We start from the raw sequence: 16,134 nt of genomic DNA on the forward strand, positions 1-16,134 counted from the left end.
CATAAGCTGCTCCTCCGAATCGTGGGAGCCTCAAACGGCGCCCACTCCTTGGCACTCTCGTGCCGGTGGAGGAGCCGTCCACATGGGGTAATCGCAGGAGCGAGTCGCCCCCGATCAACCGAGAATGGAAACTGGTGGCTGTTCCCCGATAGGATGGAAATACGGGCTCACGACGGGACGCCGGGCCCAAGCATCGAATGGAGAACAGCCATGGAAGAATATATTGGTCTCGACGTGTCGATGAAAGAGACGGCAGTCTCGATCCGCCGAGGAGGTCAGCGGATCTGGCGCGGCAAGTGCGCAACTGATCCGAGTATCGTCGCCGAGCTCATCCGCAAGCGGGCGCCATCCGTGAAACGCGTCGTATTCGAGACCGGACCGCTATCGGTATGGTTCTATCATTCTCTGCACACCGAAGGGCTGCCGGCGATCTGTATCGACGCGCGCCATGCTAAAGCGGCGCTCGATATGGCGACCAATAAGACGGACGCAAACGACGCCGATGGCCTGGCGCAACTCGCGGAAGTCGGATTCTTTCGTGAGGTGCGTGTGAAGGGATTCGACAGCATGCTGACCCGCACGCTTGTCGCAGCGCGGACGCGGCTGGTCCGAATCACTACCGAGCTTTCCAATCAGATCCGCGGCGTCATGAAAACCTTCGGTCTGCTCGTTCCCGCCGGAAAAGGAAGCACCTTCGAGAAGAATGTGCGGAGCCTTCTTGCCGACCAGGACAGACTTGCATCCATTGTGCTGCCGATGCTGGAAGCCTGGCGCGGCATTCGCCTCCGCGCCGCCGAACTCGGGCGCCAATTGGTGCGGGACGCGCGCCAAAGTCGTGCTTGCCGCATCCTCATGTCGATTCCTGGAATCGGTGCTATCACCGCGACCTCCTTTACCACCGCTATTGAGGAGCCTGACAACTTCAGGAAATCCCGATCTGTTGGCGCGTGGATCGGCCTAACAACGCGCCGCTACCAATCCGGAGAAGTCGATTATGACGGCCATATATCCCGACGTGGCGACCGCCCTTTGCGAGGGCTTCTCTACGAAGCGGCAGCGGTCATTCTGACGCGCAGCTCAACTCACAGCACGCTGCGCACATGGGGTCTGCAGCTTCGGGAGAGGATCGGCTTCAAGAGAGCTGCCGTGGCTGTGGCCCGCAAACTGGCGGTAATAATGCATACGATGCTTAAGACCGGCGAGCTGTTTAACCCGAACGCCGGAGCCGCCGCATAAGTCCAGATCGCGTTCGGAACCCGAACGCCTAAGGCGTCCCTGCCGGGACGTGAGCCGAGCCATTCCGCTGATGCTGTTGCACTGCTGACTCAGCAAAGTGCGTCGTCCACATTGAAGGCTCGTCCCGCGAAGCTCCATCATGCGGCGGCTGATGCCGACCGCGAAGACAACCATGCACCCGGCAGTGTCTCCTCAGCGATTATATGCTTGACGCCCCGGCAGCGATTAGACAACAGCATCAAATCCGGACTTCATACGTCGTAATGAGGGCCTATTCGATCACTTCGTCGGCTTGAGCGAGCAGCGATGAAGAGATATTGACGCCAAGCGCTCTCGCAGCTTTCAAGTTAACGACGAGTTCAAATTTGACCGGCAGCTGCACGGGAAGATCAGCAATTTGCGAGCCTCTCAGGACATGGTCGACGTAATATGCGGCTCGCCGGTACAAATCAAGGATATCGACGCCGTAAGACATCAATCCGCCGCCTGAAGCAAAGAAGCGAAAGGCATAGATTGCGGGAACACCTTCTCGGGCGGCTGTCGAGACTATCAGCTCACGATGAATGCCATTAAAAATATCTGGCATAACCACGAGCCCACCACCGGGTTCGCCGGCAATCGCGGCAATCGCTTGTTCGATCCCGGCAGCGTCGCGCACCGGCACGGCCATCGGTTCGACACCCAGGGATGTTGCAGCTGCCTCAAGCGGACTTAAGTAATACGACCCGCCCCCCGGCGCGGTCTCCGGGTTGAAAATACAATGGACCCGCGCGAGTCCGGGCGCGATTTGCTTCAGCAGATCAACCCACTTTCCCGCGAGTGAGGGCTCCAGATCGACGAGGCCACTCGCGTTCCCACCGGGCTTGGCCAAGCTGGCAACAAAACCGCTTTTGATCGGATCAGTAACCTGCACGAAAACGATGGGAATGGTGCGTGTCTCAGCCAGTAATGCCGTCACTATGGCAGTGTTCTGGGCGACGATGGCATCGGGCCGCTGACTGACCAGCTCTTTCGCGAACATCCGGGTGCGTTCAGGATCGCCACCAGCCCAGCGGTATTCAATCTGGACAGTACGGTCCCGCTTCCAACCAAGCTGCGAAAGCCCTTGCTCAAGTGCCTGGGCCTGTTTCTCTCCTTCGGGGTCCGCAAGCGGGCGCCCCAACAGTACTCCAATACGGCGTAGTCTGTCTTGCGAATGTGCCGCGAGCGACCACCCTGCGCCGGCGGCACAAAGCAGCTTGACGAAGTTGCGCCTTCTCATGACCATCCCTCGCAGGCACCATGCATCATAGCAGTTGATCGGCAGATGGTAGAGATGGGTCAATCGCGACGGTCGCCCATGGCACCGCCGCATCGTGATTGGCATGTCGCCGATGGGACATATCCTTGGCCGTGGAATAGGCAGCGAAGGGCCAGCAGCGGAAGTGAACGTGGGCTGGAATGGAAGATGCCGCCAACTGAGGTTGCCTTCTGCAAGCGCTCGATGTCTAACTGGAACCGAGTGCGCATGACAGGGCCATTTTCGTCGCGAACTTCAATGACTCGTGTACACTTTCGTACTTATCGTTCGCCCCCACGCAAGCGCTAGCCGCGAGAACCTTCTGGATCTTCATTCGTTACCCTGCTGATGACACAGAACGCACCACGGAAAAAGAACGAGCTTCGAGAGGCGCTACTCCTGTCGCTTGGTTTGGCTGCAGCGATGTTTGGTCTGGCTATATTTGCAAGTGCACATCTATGAAGACTTTACTACGCCCATCCCGCCTAATCGGTCGAAGATTGATATGCGGTGGCGGCGGGGGAGAATGAATGAGCGGCCAAGTCAGGCGGCCTCAACGCATCAGCATATAGACCGCGACGCCAGCGATGATCGCCAGCCAGATCAGCGAGAGGTAGAAATAGAGGTTATTGCGATCCATCGAGCTAACATTTGTTCCCTCGCGATATGAAGACCTTGATCCATGTCACGTGTCTATCCCCGTGCCGGTACTGTCCTACTTCGGACAGTCGCAATTTGAATTTCGGATACTCCAATCCGTTAAGGACCATGTGTGATACTGGCGGTGGTTAGCGGATTCGCCTCCACCGACCCAGTTGCTAAGGCCCCAGTCCGATCCCAGAAGGCTGGGGCCTTTGCTTGGCCCCCGGCCACTCCGCTCAGGGTCAACCGCGACGATATGGCCCGGTTCAACTTAGGCCCGGTCTACCCCTGATAGCCGATATATCCTCGGCCGCGGGATGCGGCAGCGATGGGCCATCAGCCGAAATCGGCCTGCTTTATCTATTAATAAACCCAGATTCAGCGCCGTCGACATTGCGCCTTACGCCGGCAAGGCCTCGGCTTACCCCCTTGCGGTGATTGCGAAGTGGGCTCATCTTGCGGAGGGTGGAGGTGTCACCGTGCGCTGCAAGGATTGTGGAAAGGACAACCGTGCGGATCGCAAATTCTGCTGGTCATGTGGCTCCGCGTTGCCAGCGGGCTGTCCCGTCTGCGACTTCGCCAACGAGCCCGGCGCGCGGTTTTGTGGGCAGTGCGGTCGCGCCCTCGAAGCGGCGGCCAAGCCACCTGCTCAGGTAGACGAGGATGAAGGCGATCGCCGTCCCGTCACGGTGCTGTTCTGCGATCTGGCTGGTTATACGCGGCTGTCCTCGGTGCTCGATCCGGAGGACGTGCGCGCGCTGCTCAAGCGCTTCTTCGCGCTAGTCGATGCGATTGTCGATCGTTTTGGCGGAGCCATTGATAAACACATCGGCGACGCCACCATGGCTTTGTTTGGCGCGCCGCGGGCGCGCGGCAACGATGCGGAGCGAGCGATCCGCGCGGCTCTGGAAATACAACACAGCGTGCCGGGGCTCGCATCCGGCCTGTCCTCCCCCCTTGCGCTTCACATCGGGATCGCGACTGGCGAGGTTGTCGCCAGCTCCCTGGGCAGCAGCCACCATCGCGAATACACAGTCACGGGCGAAGCTGCCAACATCGCCGCCCGCCTGCTCGATCACGCCAGAGCAGACGAAATCCTGGTCTCCGATCTTGTCTACCAGGCAACCAAACACGTATGCGAATTTGAGCCAGCAGGCCTACTGACCCTCAAGGGGGTGGCTCAACCGCTCCACGCATGGCGGCCTCTGAAGATGAAACTCTCTACCTCGGACGGGCAGGCGCTGGTTGGCCGGCGTTCCGAGATTGCCTAGCTCCGCGCCATCCTAAACGCCTGCATCGAGGGCACGTCCGGTACGGCAGTGTTGATTCGAGGCGAGGCTGGGATCGGCAAGACGCGACTCGTGGACGAAGTCCAATCGATTGCGGCAGCTGCCGGGATGGCCTGTACAGCGGGATTCGTGCTCGATTTCGGAACGGCACGCGGTCACGGAGCTGTGCGCACCGTCGTGGCGGGCTTATTGGGACTTGGCGCAAGCGTTGGGGCGGATACTGCGGAAGGCGCGGTCGAAACAGTGCTGCAGCAGGTCCAATTGCACAGGGATGACGCTCTTTATCTTCGCGATCTTCTCGAACTACCGCAGAGCGACGCTTCTCGGAGGCTCTACGAGGCGATGGATAGCACGGCACGCAGCAGCGGCAAGGAGCGTGTCATCACTTCAATCGTCAAATGGGCTGCTGACCGTAGTCCCCTGCTGATAACCGTGGAAGATGTGCATTGGGGCGACGCGGAGACGCTCAGTCTGCTCGCAGCCGTGAGCCGTGCCACGCTGTTGAGCCGGACCGTGCTCGTCATGACCACGCGGCTCGACGGCGACAAGCTCGACGCGCAGTGGCGCGGTATGGCCAGCGAGGCGGCGTTGGCCACGATAGACCTGTCGCCGTTATCGGCCGACGACGCGCGGGCGATTGCTCGAAACTTCATCGATGCCTCGGCATTCGCCGACCAGTGTGTCGAACGCGCAGGCGGAAACCCGCTGTTCCTCGAACAACTGCTCCGTGGCGCTGGAGATTTGACCGATGGTCGCCTGCCCGCCTCGATCCAGAGCGTCGTGCTGGCGCGTACCGATCTGCTCTCGGCATCTGACCGCCGCGCCATCCAGGCTGCCTCGGTACTCGGCCAACGCTTCACTCTAGCGCAGCTCAGGACGTTGCTTCAGGACCCACATTTCGCCTGCGATACTCTAATGCGGAACGTGCTGCTTCGTCCGGTGCAGGACGGCTTGTTGTTTGCGCACGCGCTGGTTCGCGAGGGCATCTACGGCTCGCTCACCAACGCCCGCAAGCGCGAGCTGCACGCCGCGGCGGCTGCTATCTTTGCCGAAGACCCCGTGCTATGCGCTGAGCATCTCGACCGGGCTGGCGATGCCGAGGCTCCACGCGCCTATATCGCCGCGGCCAAGATGCAATCAAGCTTGTTCCGTCACGATCATGCCATCACGCTGGCGAGACGTGGGCTTGCACTCTCAAGCGGAGGGAAGGACGCGTTTGAACTTGCCACTCTGCTCGGCGACTTTCAGCAGGACGCCGGACGGGGCACGGAAGCACTAGATGCGTATGCTCGTGCCCTGACGGAATCTAGCGATGCCGCGGACCGCTGCCGCGCACTGATCGGCTGCGCTGCGGCTAATCGATTGACCGCGCGCTTGGGAGATGCGTTTGCATCGCTCGCTGACGCCGTGCCTCTCGCCGAGACGCTCTGCGACAGCCGCTCGCTAGCGGAAATACGATACATCAAAGGCAACCTGCATTTCGCGCGCGGTGAACTCGATGACTGCCGTGCCCAGCATCAGTCCGCGCTAGAAGCGGCCCGACAGGTGGGGTCGCCGGAGTGGCAAGCCCGCGCCTTGAGCGGGCTCGCCGACGCGCAATACATGGATTGTCGCATGGCGACTGCCTTGCTCCATTTCACCGACTGCGTCGAACTTTGCGAAGCCGAGGGCCTAGCGAAGATCGCAGTGCCCAATCGCGTGATGATGGGACATTGTAGAATCTACAGCTGCGAGTTCGACCGGGGGCTTGACGACATGCGCGCCGCCAAGGACGCCGCCATAAAGATCGGCAATCGACACGCGGAAATGTTTGCCCTGCAGTCGGTCGGGTTCTGTCTGACGGCGGCCGGCCGGTATGCCGAGGCAGAACAGAAGCAATGGCAGGCGCTTGAGCTTGCACGCAGCCTCAAGGCGCGACGATACGAGGCCGTTATTCTCTGCCAATGCGCTGAGGTCGCGTTGGCCAGCGGTCATCGGCAGGATGCTCTGGCTCTGGCACGACAGGGGCGAGATATCTCCGAAGAGACCGGCCCAGGTTTCATGGGCCCTGCCCTTTTTGGGCTTCTTGCGCTGCTGGAGGACCAACGGCAGGATCAGGAGGCTGCCATTGTCGCAGGCGAAACACTGCTGGGGCACGGTGCCGTTGGCCACAACCACTTTTGGTTCCGCCGGTACGCGATCGAGCGGGCGATTTTGCTCGAAGAGTGGGACGAAGCCGATCGTCATGCCGACGCATTACTGCGTCGGACCGCTGACGAGCCGCTCGCCTATGCTACCTGGATCGCTCAACGCGGTAAGGCCTTGGCTCGGCGGGGCAGGCGTGAGGCAAATGATGCTGACGAACAACTAAGGGAGGTTTTGCAACCCGCGGCAGAAGTCAACATGCATATAGAGGCGCTCGGTGCATCGTTGCGCGCCTTCTAGTTGGATTTCCTTCCCAAGAAGACTTATTACAGGGCATACGGGCGACTGCTCTGTCCAAGTCTGCTTAGGGTCTTGGCCGTGTAAAAACGGTCTTACAGGCCGTCAGTCTTAAAGCCAAAACTGGGCCGGCCTCAGGTCACGATCGCGGCGATCAGCGGCCTGATCCCAAGGATATTCATTGCTCGGGTCAGTTTATAGGCCAAAACCGAGAGGGCCATCTCAGCAGCTACCTTTGGAAGGGTTTTGGTGAGGAAGTGCGTCGCTCCCATGCGTGCCTTCATCGTGCCGAACGGATGCTCGACAGTCTCGCGACGAAGGCGCATTGCGAGCGGGTTCGCATCGAGCCGCTGCTGCACGGCGTCGAGCAGATCCTCGTGCTCCCATCGCGTGATCCGTCGCTCTGACCCGGGCGTGCACTGAGGCTTGATCGAACAATTCTTACAGGCGTTGGTCCAGTAGCGCCGCAGCATCTTGTCGGCCTACCGCTTCAAGCGCATTGGACTGGAAGCCGCGCCGTTGTCGCAATGGCTATTCAGCGCTCTCGCCGAAGCCAGCTTACCGATGATCTGTGTGGAGACGCGGCACATGCAGGCGGTGCTGAAGGCGCAGATCAACAAGACCGACCGCAACGATGCGCGCGGCATCACGATCCGAGAGAAAAAGAAACTGCTTGCACGCGTTAGCTGCATTCGTGGCCAGGTCGAAGCGATCGAGCGGGCGCTGAATGAGGAAGCAGAATGCGAGCGCATCATGCACATGATCGCCGGCGTTCGCGGCGTCGCCGGCTTGATGGCCGAAGTGGTGGAAGACCACATCCGCACCACTCGTCGACCGCGAGAGGAACCCGGGGGCACTTAACGCCGACGCGGCGGATCAGCTCATCGAAGTGGTCCACACGTATCTGAAGTGAGAAGCACAATGATCGAAACGAGCTTTCAGGCGGCCCCGCACGATCACCTCTTCTGGGCCGGAATCACGACAGGGCTGAGCGCCGGGAGGGTCTTCGGAAAGCTGGTTTACCGGAATGAACCGGATCGCCCGTGGGGCGAGCTGCGCGCCGCGGCATTGTCGGGGCGTGCTTTGGCGTGGTGTTACTGCATCTCTGCGAAAAAAAGATTCAATCGCTGCGACAACCAACGCTAGTTTCGGAGCCCGGTGCGTCGCGGCCTCGTTCCAAGCACCCGCGATGATCATGGCCGTGCCGGTGATCCAGCCTTCGCCTGTCACCGTTATAGCAATGGGCCTCTAGGTGCATAATTGTTTTTAGGTGAGGCTCCGGCCTCACCATGCAACGAGTCCCAACAGCGTTAGGCTGAGACCACCCAAGACAGGAAGCGCCGCAAGGGTACCAACTGCTATCAGTGCCAACTCTTTCTTCGTCTCATCCACCATCGTGACATGCTCCCGATCATACGTTTTGAGAACTATTTAGTTGCCACCATCCGTCTTTAAGTGCTTCTGCAGTTCAACCAATCACGTCTGATGCCCGATGCCGTTGATCCTGACCACCGATGAAGAGCGTGAGGTCTGGATGCGCGCGCCATGGGATGAGGCCAAGGCGTTGCAGCGGCCGTTGTCGGATGATGCGCTCATGATCGTGCAATTTTGTGCCTGTTGTAGGTGGCGCGGTTGCCCCACGCGACGGTAATGTCAGTCGCTGACATCACAGCCCTCCTACAGTGTCGATGACATCTTCCGGCACCCAGACCCGGGCCAAGACCCAGGCGCCACCCGCGGCGCAATCAACCTCGGCAGTAGCCGCTTCGATCGCAACATCGTCGCTTGCGTAGCGCTCATGCGCCAGGGCAGGCGATGATGTCGGCGTCGCTGGCCGTGTCGGCGTCTCGACCATCGTCGCACAGACCGATTTGGCTTGGGTCAAGCTCCTCGCCACACCCGGTCGCAGCGCTCCAGCTCTACCGACTCGCTGGGATCGTACTCGGCCTTCGCCTCGGCTAACAGGCAGCCGATTTCGATGTGTGGTCTAGGTCACATCTTCTCCTGTCCCAGTCTGATCAATTCCTGAGGCGACGCGGGCGGCAGCCGACGAACAGACGCCGCACCATAACGATCAGAGCTGCTGTATGCATGAGCTTCAAGGCCGTGTCATGCATACAGCTCCAATTCATCTGCGGCCATTGTTACAGGAGAACTTAAGATGCGTGACCTAACAGTAGACGAAAGCATGAGGATGCGTGAACTCGCCGTAGACGAACTTGAAGTAGTCAGCGGCGGCGAAAACTGCACATACGGCGGCCAAACCTATAGCCCAGGATCCGTAATAACGATGGGCGATGGCAACGCCCACGTTTGCAAAGCTGATGGAACGTGGCGCTAAGATAAACCAATCTCTAATTGGGTTGTAGCGTCAAAACGCTACAACCCTTTCGTTCCCATCACTCGGCTGACGGGCCGCCGACGATGTCACTAGCACCGCCGACAGCCCTAACCAGACGGCCGGGTCTTCGGTCGTTGCCTTCCTGCTTGCGGCGAGACGTTTGCCTTGTTCGCTGGCGGCGGCCTCCTGCGCTTCGGTTTTTTCGGCGCGGAGCGGGTTTGTGCCCATCCGATAGGGCCATAGCGCGCAGGACGTGGCTAACCGGCTCCTCCTCCGGCACTAGCTCAACGAAGAAGGCGCCGATCTCCTCGGCGCTCAGTCGATGAGGTGATGCTCGCCCGGCAGGAGGGTGTTTGCCAGTTCGACCGGATCATCCGCCGCGTATAGGTTGAGCCTGATCTTCGCTAGCCTTTTCCGCCAGTCGCAGTCCCCTCATGTTAGTCAGTATCAGACACCGCGCACGCTGCTCGGGTTCTTCCTCGGTTGCATCGGAGCGCCCAGACCGATCGAGCATGACCTCGATCGCATTCGCCGTTGCCCTCCAGTCCGGAATCCTTCCAGAGCAGCGCCGGCAGTCTGTCTGCCAGGCGTCCGCTGATTTGCTGACCCTGCTTAGGGACGCCACGCGATAGTCGATTTCATTCTTCGACCGTGATCTCAGCGATGCCCATGCTGCAGAAGAGGCATCCGTGAAAAGTCGCCCAGAAAATCAATCTGCCAAAGTAGCGCTAGCGCTTGTTTGCAAGCATCACGTCGCGATGTGTGGCCTTGGTCACATCTTCTCCTGCCCCAGTCTGGTTGATTCCCGAGGCGACGCGGGCGGCAGCCGACGAACAGACGCCGCACCATAACGATCAGAGCTGCTGTATGCATAAGTGGCCGTGTCATGCATACAGCTCCAATTCATCTGCGGCCATTGTTACAGGAGAACTTAAGATGCGTGACCTAACAGTAGACGAAAGCATGACGATGCGTGAAATCGCCGTAGACGAACTTGAAGTAGTCAGCGGCGGCGAAAACTGCACATACGCCAGTCAAAGCTATAGCCCAGGATCCGTTATAAAGATGGGCGATGGCAACAGCCACGTTTGCAAAGCAGATGGAACGTGGAACTGAGATAAACTAATCTCAAAGAGGGTTGTAGCGTTTCAAAGCGATACAACCCTCTATACATTCCCGTCCACTCGGCTGGCGGGCCGCCGACGGTGTAATTAGCACCGCCGACAGCCCTAACTCGATGGCGGCGGACTTCTGCGCTTCGGTCTTTTCGGCGCGGAGCGGGTTTGTCCCACCTTCCATCTGTCTTCCTGTTGGCCGCCTTCTCTTATTTTTCTTCGAGGGCATCGCGGGCGATGCGCAGGGTCTTGGAGTCGATGTCTGGGATTCTCTGCCAAAGCCCCTCTAGACTAAGCACCGGCAAAGATCGGTTAGCCGGCGATCATCGAGGGCGCGGACCTTGGTCCCTTAAAGAATTACTCTTGCGTTTTTGGCAAGGCTGTCGCCGCGACGGCCCCCGTATGTGACCGGCGTCACCGACTCGCCCGAGAACCCAATCCAACATGGCCGCGCCGGCTGAAGGGCCGGTTCAGTCACAAGGAGATGTCTATGCCAAAATCTTTGCTATCCGACAAAACGGCTAGGCGGCCCAAGGAGCCATTTAATCCCGCTCTGGAGGACCCGATTGCCTTGACGCCCGACCAGCTCGAGACGGTCGTTGGCGGTCTAGCCCAAGTCGTTGGGCAGGTGCGTGGCAGTGGCGATTCAGGCGCCACGACCGGCGCCAAGCCGCCAACATTGTGATGCCGCACGACAAGTTCGCCCAAAGGAAGGCGCCCGCCTGGCTTCGGAAGTAGATTGGAGGTCTTGATGTCGAACCCAGATTCCCGACCCCTCGATTGTCCGAGTGCTCAGGCGGGCACCAACGGCGCTCGAGTTTACGGCGTGCGCACCGGCACTGCAGACGTACCCCGCGTGGGTTATCTGACGGAGACGCTGCCTGTCTCCGAAAAGCTTCTGGCACTTTCAGGACCGGCAAAGCCGACTGAAGTCTTTCGCATCGCAGCGCCCTGCGCGGCGACCGGTTGCAAGCATTTCAAGGACAATGCATGCGCGCTCGTCCAAAGAATCGTCGAAGGTCTGGTACCCGTCGTCAACGCCCTGCCAGCTTGCCAGGTTCGTTCAACCTGCCGCTGGTTCAGTCAAGAAGGCCGGAACGCTTGCCTCCGTTGCCCGCAAGTGATCACCGACAAACCCAACGCGACGGCAGAAGAGAAGCGGATTGCAGACGATGATTAGGCCGGGGGGTGCCCATAGCCCGTCTCCACGGCCAACGCGCTTTTCGTGAGAACGATCATGGTGGAACACGCGCGCCTCACGCAAGATGTGCCTGATGAGCATGGTGCTCTTCTGTTTATCAGGAGTGAAAGATGGCTGGTGAATAGTCCCGCTGCCGCGCGAAACTGGATTACCGATCGAGAGGGGATGAACCCGATAGCTTGGCCAAGGCGATCAACCTTGACTTCTCTCTTCGACCACGTTGCATAGAGCTTCATCGAGGATGGTGAGGAGACGCTTTCCTCCTCTCCAGTTCGTCAAACGGCCCCATTCGCCCTCACGGGTGTTGGTGAGTTGTCTGCCTGGCATTCAGATAGGCCTGATGTGTGATAACGAGCACATCGCTCTCATTGAGCTGCTCGTGGATAGCACGGTGCTTAGTGTGGTCGGCGATAGCCACCGGACGCCCAGCGAGAGTATTGATGGCTAACACCATCTCGTCGGCCTGGGCGGGGATGACAATGAGGATACCTATGGCCTTCCTGTGGCCTGCTGCCGTGGTGACGTTCTGCTCAGCTTGGAGCGCCGCGTACACCTTGGCGCCCAAGGTCTTCCCTGAGCCGTGGGTGGCCACAGAATGCGCCACCGTGGTTTGACACCAGCAGCGGTGTCGATGATTGCTTACTGATAGGTTTTGGCCATGGTGGCCCACAGTTTCCTCAGGGGCACACTGGGGACATTGTGGTAGGCATTGGTCCACTGAGCTGTGAGACGGTCAACAAAGGTCTGCGGCGGCACGAGAGCGTATTGCTCGCGCAGCCGATAAGGTCTGTCATTTGGGGTAAAGTTCCGAGGGAATTTAATGGGGGTGAACCTCTATTGAAGAAATGGCCCCCGTTTCTTTTGGGCCACTGAGTGGCGATGCCAGAGAGATAGTCCTGAGCTGAGGAGCTGAGGGCGGTGTTAGGCGCAAGCCCGGACAGGCCGAGACGCCGATAAGTTAATAACCGATTGGGATGTTCCGTTATAGCGAGACTTGTCCGGCTCTTAGGGACCACTCTGGACGCCTAAGGAGAGCACAAGTGGCACCGAGGTTCTCTCGACTTGCCTTGCCTGCAGTGTCACTTGGGGAGCTGTGGCGGACCCACGAGGACGTACCGTGATTTTCCTCACAGCTCTCCGAGGTGATTGCGGCCTATTGGACTTCATCAGCACGGAATGGCCCGACTGATTTTTTTTTGCGGAGAAGATCATGCGTAAGACAACTGATGCAGCGGAACTGAAGATCGTCGTCCGCAGCGTCGCGGATGGCGAGTTGGCCGAATTGACTTCCGACGAGATCGAGGTCGTCTCTGGCGGAATCCTTACTGGCCATGTGGTAGAGACCTGGTTTGGAAAAGGTTATATTGTAGGTGGCGAACTAGTCGGGCTATATACTAAGGACGGTAAAAAGGTCGGTTAGCCGTACCAGGTGATAAGCCCGCCGCAGCGCGTCCGCACCCGGTCTTGCGCGCAGATTATTTTCTTGGGCGCATTTTTTTGGTCCAGGAAACCCCGTATCTTGAGCTGGTGCTGAAAAACAACCCTAGCCTTTCGAGGGACAAAGCCCTCGAATTGATCAAGGCAGCGGGCGGCTATCCTAGCAGCCTTAGGGCGACCGTTGACATAGGTTGCGGATACGCCAACCAGCCCTTGACCGGCAACGGTGGCACGACGATGTGGCCCGCATGGGCAACAGTAGGTCGCAGTCCTCCTCGATGCTCTTGGCTAGCTCGATCAGCTTGCGCGCCGCGGTGGTCGGATCGGAGTAAGGTCGGTCACTCATCAGTTTCATAGTTGGGATCCCAGCCGCAATTGCCGCGGAGCTTTAGTTGATTCTCAAATTTCATCGACTAGGCGTGCGCCTGGGCAGGATAGCTTGCTCGGTGCCGTTGCCGCCGGCGACGATGTTGGACCCGCGCATGCCACAGGCTGTGCAGACGAACCGCGGCTCGAGCTGCGAAATCCTGATCCTGTCCGGCCCGGTCGACGTACTCTGCTGGGAGCTTCACGTTGTGGCTGCAGCGATAGTCTTGGCAGAACACGAGCAAATCGCGAACGCCCGTCGCCCGCAGATCGCCCAGCGTGATCTTCAACGGTCGACCATCCGGTTCGGTGCGGTCCTTTGGTCGGGCAGGGCGGGGCATGGCGCCATCGAACCGCGGCGCGAGCCAGAGTCAAATTTTCGATTAGTAGTGGCTCGAAACGAGCGCGAGCCACGCGTGGGTGTGCCGGAAAGGTTCGCACCAGAGGACGCGCCGCTTCACAACGGCGAGCCATGCCCGCCAGCTGAGGCGCTGACAAGCAGGATTGCGGCGGAGATCCCGCCGCCGTCATCGGCTGGTCGCGTAAGGTCAATGTCAGTTTGCCGTGTAATCCTTCGCGGCCGTCGATTCTTCGCACGGGATGGGCGGCTGCGGGGTCCGGTTTGGATTCGCCTCCGTTTCCGGGCCTCGCAACCGGCCACTGCTTCTGAACCTATGCCCCGCCAGATATCGAAGGCATGACAATGCAGCACATCGAGCGGAGCTTGACGTTGATGAGCATCTGGGGCGGCTTCGGGCTGATGATTTGGCTCCTCGCAAAGCTCTGGCCGGTTTTGCTCGCCCTCGGCGGTTGATCCTTTCCGGCGCTACGTCGTGGGGGGCGATCATACCAGAGAGCCTGCTGAGCCAGCCGGTTTTTCTTTGGCGATGGTGGGGCCGGTTCACGCTGGCGTTCCTTTTGATATAGCGCAACGATCCCGACCGCTCCTAGCGAGTCCGGGTCTCGAAGGGAAAGCGTTGCTGCTTGGTCCCAAGCGCTTGAAAGTATTAAAATATCGGTGCGCTAATGGGTCTTGGTCAGATCGCGATCGCTGGAGGCCATCGTATTGAGCGAGCATTGGCAATCGCGGCCCGGGCACGGGTCAGGCGGCGCATTCATCCGATCCTGCTGCGCCATACAGGATCGGAGCGATCGCGCCATCCGACCGGCCGATCCCATTGCGCGATGGGCGCGGCCGCTTCGCAAGGGCCACGCCTATCGCTGGAGCCGGTCTCCCCCTCCTTGCGGTCAGCTACGGCGTGTACTGGTTGATCAAGCGCCGGCGCAAGGCTTGACCGAGAAACGCCTCCAGGCGACCAGTGAAATGGCGGCATTGATTGCAACGATCTGGAAATCAAGTAGGAGGCGACGGCGTATGCTGCTTCGCAGGTTCATGCTGCGATAATGGCAACAATGGTTCACCCTGAACGTCGAGACCTGCCATGCGCAATACCGCAGCCTTGACCGCACTGGGATCATGGCGCTGACTTTCGGAAAGCTGGCCGACCTTGATCAAGTCGATAGATATCATCGCCGGTCAGATCAACGATGAAGACACAGCCGCCGCCCCTCTGCCGGCGCTGGCGATGCGATCGCGATCGTTACCGCTACGACCGCGACGCCACGGTCGGCGTCAGCCCAGGTGGCGTCACCGTTGGTCCTCGCGAGCGGTGTCGTACGGTAACGACGAGAGTAGAGGGCGACGACGGCCGCACGGTAATGCGCAAGGAGCGTCGCTGCGACTAGCTCCAGTCCGAAGAAAAATTGGCCAAGACGGGTGGGCATTGCAGCAGCTCGCCGGCTCGGATCTCGGCGGGGCATGCGGATCTCGGTCGGCGGGCGGCCGCGCGACCGAGTCGCCGAGGTGTGCTGGGTGTATCTATTTCGATGGACCAGAATAATCCAACGCCATGCCGTTTACTTGGCACGATAAAATAGAGAGAGACGAGCCTATGCTGAAACCGCTTGAGTGCGGAAATTCTCTTGTAGAGAATTCGTACAACAAGGCGGGAGCGGTCTGGCTGCCATCGATGGATATAGCTCCCAAGTATATGCGCAACTTGATCACGTGGGCTACGCCTCCCACTTGCCCCGGACAAACGAAAGAACAACCGCTCGCAACTGGGCAAGAGTAGTCCCAGCGAAATATAGATTTTGTAAACGGGAAAGTGGGCTCATCACCCTTATTTTGAGCCCAACACACGTTCAAGAATAAAAAAGCAAACAGTAGCGTTCCAAGAGACAGCGTTCGCGACATCACAAGCCTCCCCGCAAGGAGCCATTCCTATCATTTTTCTACGCTACGACGAAACCATGCGCGGCCGCTGGAACTGACCAGCCAAGGGGAAGCCCGGAAAGTAGGAGCCCTTGCGCTGTCACACCGATCGCAGTGGCATGCCGTCGTATCTTCTGGGTCGTCAGTAGTCCAAGAACTAGTTGCGAAAGTGCGCGCTCTGGGGGGGGGGGGGGGGGGGGGGGGGGGGGGGGGGGGGGGGGGGGGGGGGGGGGGGGGGGGGGGGGGGGGGGGGGGGGGGGGGGGGGGGGGGGGGGGGGGGGGGGGGGGGGGGGGGGGGGGGGGGGGGGGGGGGGGGGGGGGGGGGGGGGGGGGGGGGGGGGGGGGGGGGGGGGGGGGGGGGGGGGGGGGGGGGGGGGGGGGGGGGGGGGGGGGGGGGGGGGGGGGGGGGGGGGGGGGGGGGGGGGGGGGGGGGGGGGGGGGGGGGGGGGGGGGGGGGGGGGGGCCGGGCGCGGCAAACACGACCGTGCCGATCTTGCCCGTCACGTTGTCGCCGTATCGCGCATAGAGCTGA

Annotated in this window: 11 protein-coding genes and 3 pseudogenes; 9 read left to right on the top strand and 5 right to left on the bottom strand. The window is 60.2% G+C overall.

Going from position 1 to position 16,134, the window contains the following annotated elements; translation table 11 throughout:
- Nucleotides 1-210: 210 nt before the first annotated feature.
- Complete coding sequence (locus tag XH80_RS03650) at nt 211-1,236, top strand: IS110 family transposase (protein ID WP_271597371.1); 1,026 nt, start codon at nt 211-213, stop codon at nt 1,234-1,236.
- 271 nt (nt 1,237-1,507) lie between these two features.
- Here XH80_RS03650 and XH80_RS03655 read toward each other — a convergent pair whose 3' ends face one another.
- Nucleotides 1,508-2,560, bottom strand: a complete 1,053-nt coding sequence (locus tag XH80_RS03655; RefSeq protein WP_271597372.1) for an ABC transporter substrate-binding protein — start codon at nt 2,558-2,560, stop codon at nt 1,508-1,510.
- A 1,076-nt stretch (nt 2,561-3,636) separates the two neighbouring features.
- On the opposite strand from XH80_RS03655, the gene XH80_RS03660 reads away from it, so the two are divergent.
- Entirely contained in the window at nt 3,637-4,428 is a 792-nt protein-coding gene (locus tag XH80_RS03660) for an adenylate/guanylate cyclase domain-containing protein (protein ID WP_271597373.1), read from the top strand.
- A gap of 9 nt (nt 4,429-4,437) precedes the next feature.
- Nucleotides 4,438-6,870, top strand: a complete 2,433-nt coding sequence (locus XH80_RS03665) for an ATP-binding protein (protein WP_333968636.1) — start codon at nt 4,438-4,440, stop codon at nt 6,868-6,870.
- A 131-nt stretch (nt 6,871-7,001) separates the two neighbouring features.
- Here the strand turns inward: XH80_RS03665 and XH80_RS03670 are convergent.
- Nucleotides 7,002-7,337 (bottom strand): annotated as a pseudogene (locus tag XH80_RS03670) (transposase); the annotation flags it as partial.
- Nucleotides 7,338-7,362: 25 nt separating this feature from the next.
- Between XH80_RS03670 and XH80_RS03675 the strand changes: the two are divergent.
- The 3 genes and pseudogenes from XH80_RS03675 to XH80_RS03685 all read left to right on the top strand — a co-directional run.
- Nucleotides 7,363-7,515 (top strand): annotated as a pseudogene (locus XH80_RS03675) (IS110 family transposase); the annotation flags it as partial.
- Between the two features lie 42 nt (nt 7,516-7,557).
- A pseudogene (locus XH80_RS03680) lies at nt 7,558-7,780 on the top strand (metal-sensing transcriptional repressor).
- An 8-nt stretch (nt 7,781-7,788) separates the two neighbouring features.
- On the top strand, nt 7,789-8,013 hold the full coding sequence (locus XH80_RS03685) for a hypothetical protein (protein WP_271597374.1): 225 nt from the start codon (nt 7,789-7,791) through the stop codon (nt 8,011-8,013).
- Between the two features lie 520 nt (nt 8,014-8,533).
- Here XH80_RS03685 and XH80_RS03690 read toward each other — a convergent pair.
- A complete protein-coding gene (locus tag XH80_RS03690; RefSeq protein WP_271597375.1) occupies nt 8,534-8,752 on the bottom strand; it encodes a hypothetical protein in 219 nt (72 codons plus the stop codon).
- Nucleotides 8,753-10,144: 1,392 nt separating this feature from the next.
- On the opposite strand from XH80_RS03690, the gene XH80_RS03695 reads away from it, so the two are divergent.
- Nucleotides 10,145-10,324, top strand: coding sequence for a hypothetical protein (locus XH80_RS03695; protein ID WP_271597376.1), 180 nt, complete (start codon nt 10,145-10,147; stop codon nt 10,322-10,324).
- Nucleotides 10,325-11,074: 750 nt separating this feature from the next.
- Nucleotides 11,075-11,503, top strand: a complete 429-nt coding sequence (locus XH80_RS03700; RefSeq protein ID WP_271597377.1) for a hypothetical protein — start codon at nt 11,075-11,077, stop codon at nt 11,501-11,503.
- Nucleotides 11,504-11,819: 316 nt separating this feature from the next.
- Here XH80_RS03700 and XH80_RS03705 read toward each other — a convergent pair whose 3' ends face one another.
- Nucleotides 11,820-12,089, bottom strand: a complete 270-nt coding sequence (locus XH80_RS03705; protein WP_271597378.1) for a hypothetical protein — start codon at nt 12,087-12,089, stop codon at nt 11,820-11,822.
- A 645-nt stretch (nt 12,090-12,734) separates the two neighbouring features.
- Between XH80_RS03705 and XH80_RS03710 the strand changes: the two genes are divergently transcribed.
- Complete coding sequence (locus tag XH80_RS03710) at nt 12,735-12,944, top strand: hypothetical protein (RefSeq protein ID WP_271597379.1); 210 nt, start codon at nt 12,735-12,737, stop codon at nt 12,942-12,944.
- A gap of 430 nt (nt 12,945-13,374) precedes the next feature.
- On the opposite strand, the gene XH80_RS03715 is transcribed toward XH80_RS03710, so the two are convergent.
- Nucleotides 13,375-13,617: a hypothetical protein gene (locus XH80_RS03715; protein WP_271597380.1), complete on the bottom strand. Its 243-nt coding sequence runs from the start codon at nt 13,615-13,617 to the stop codon at nt 13,375-13,377.
- Nucleotides 13,618-16,134: the final 2,517 nt, after the last annotated feature.

This window comes from Bradyrhizobium sp. CCBAU 45384, from assembly GCF_028128665.1.
GTDB classification, from domain to species: domain Bacteria; phylum Pseudomonadota; class Alphaproteobacteria; order Rhizobiales; family Xanthobacteraceae; genus Bradyrhizobium; species Bradyrhizobium manausense.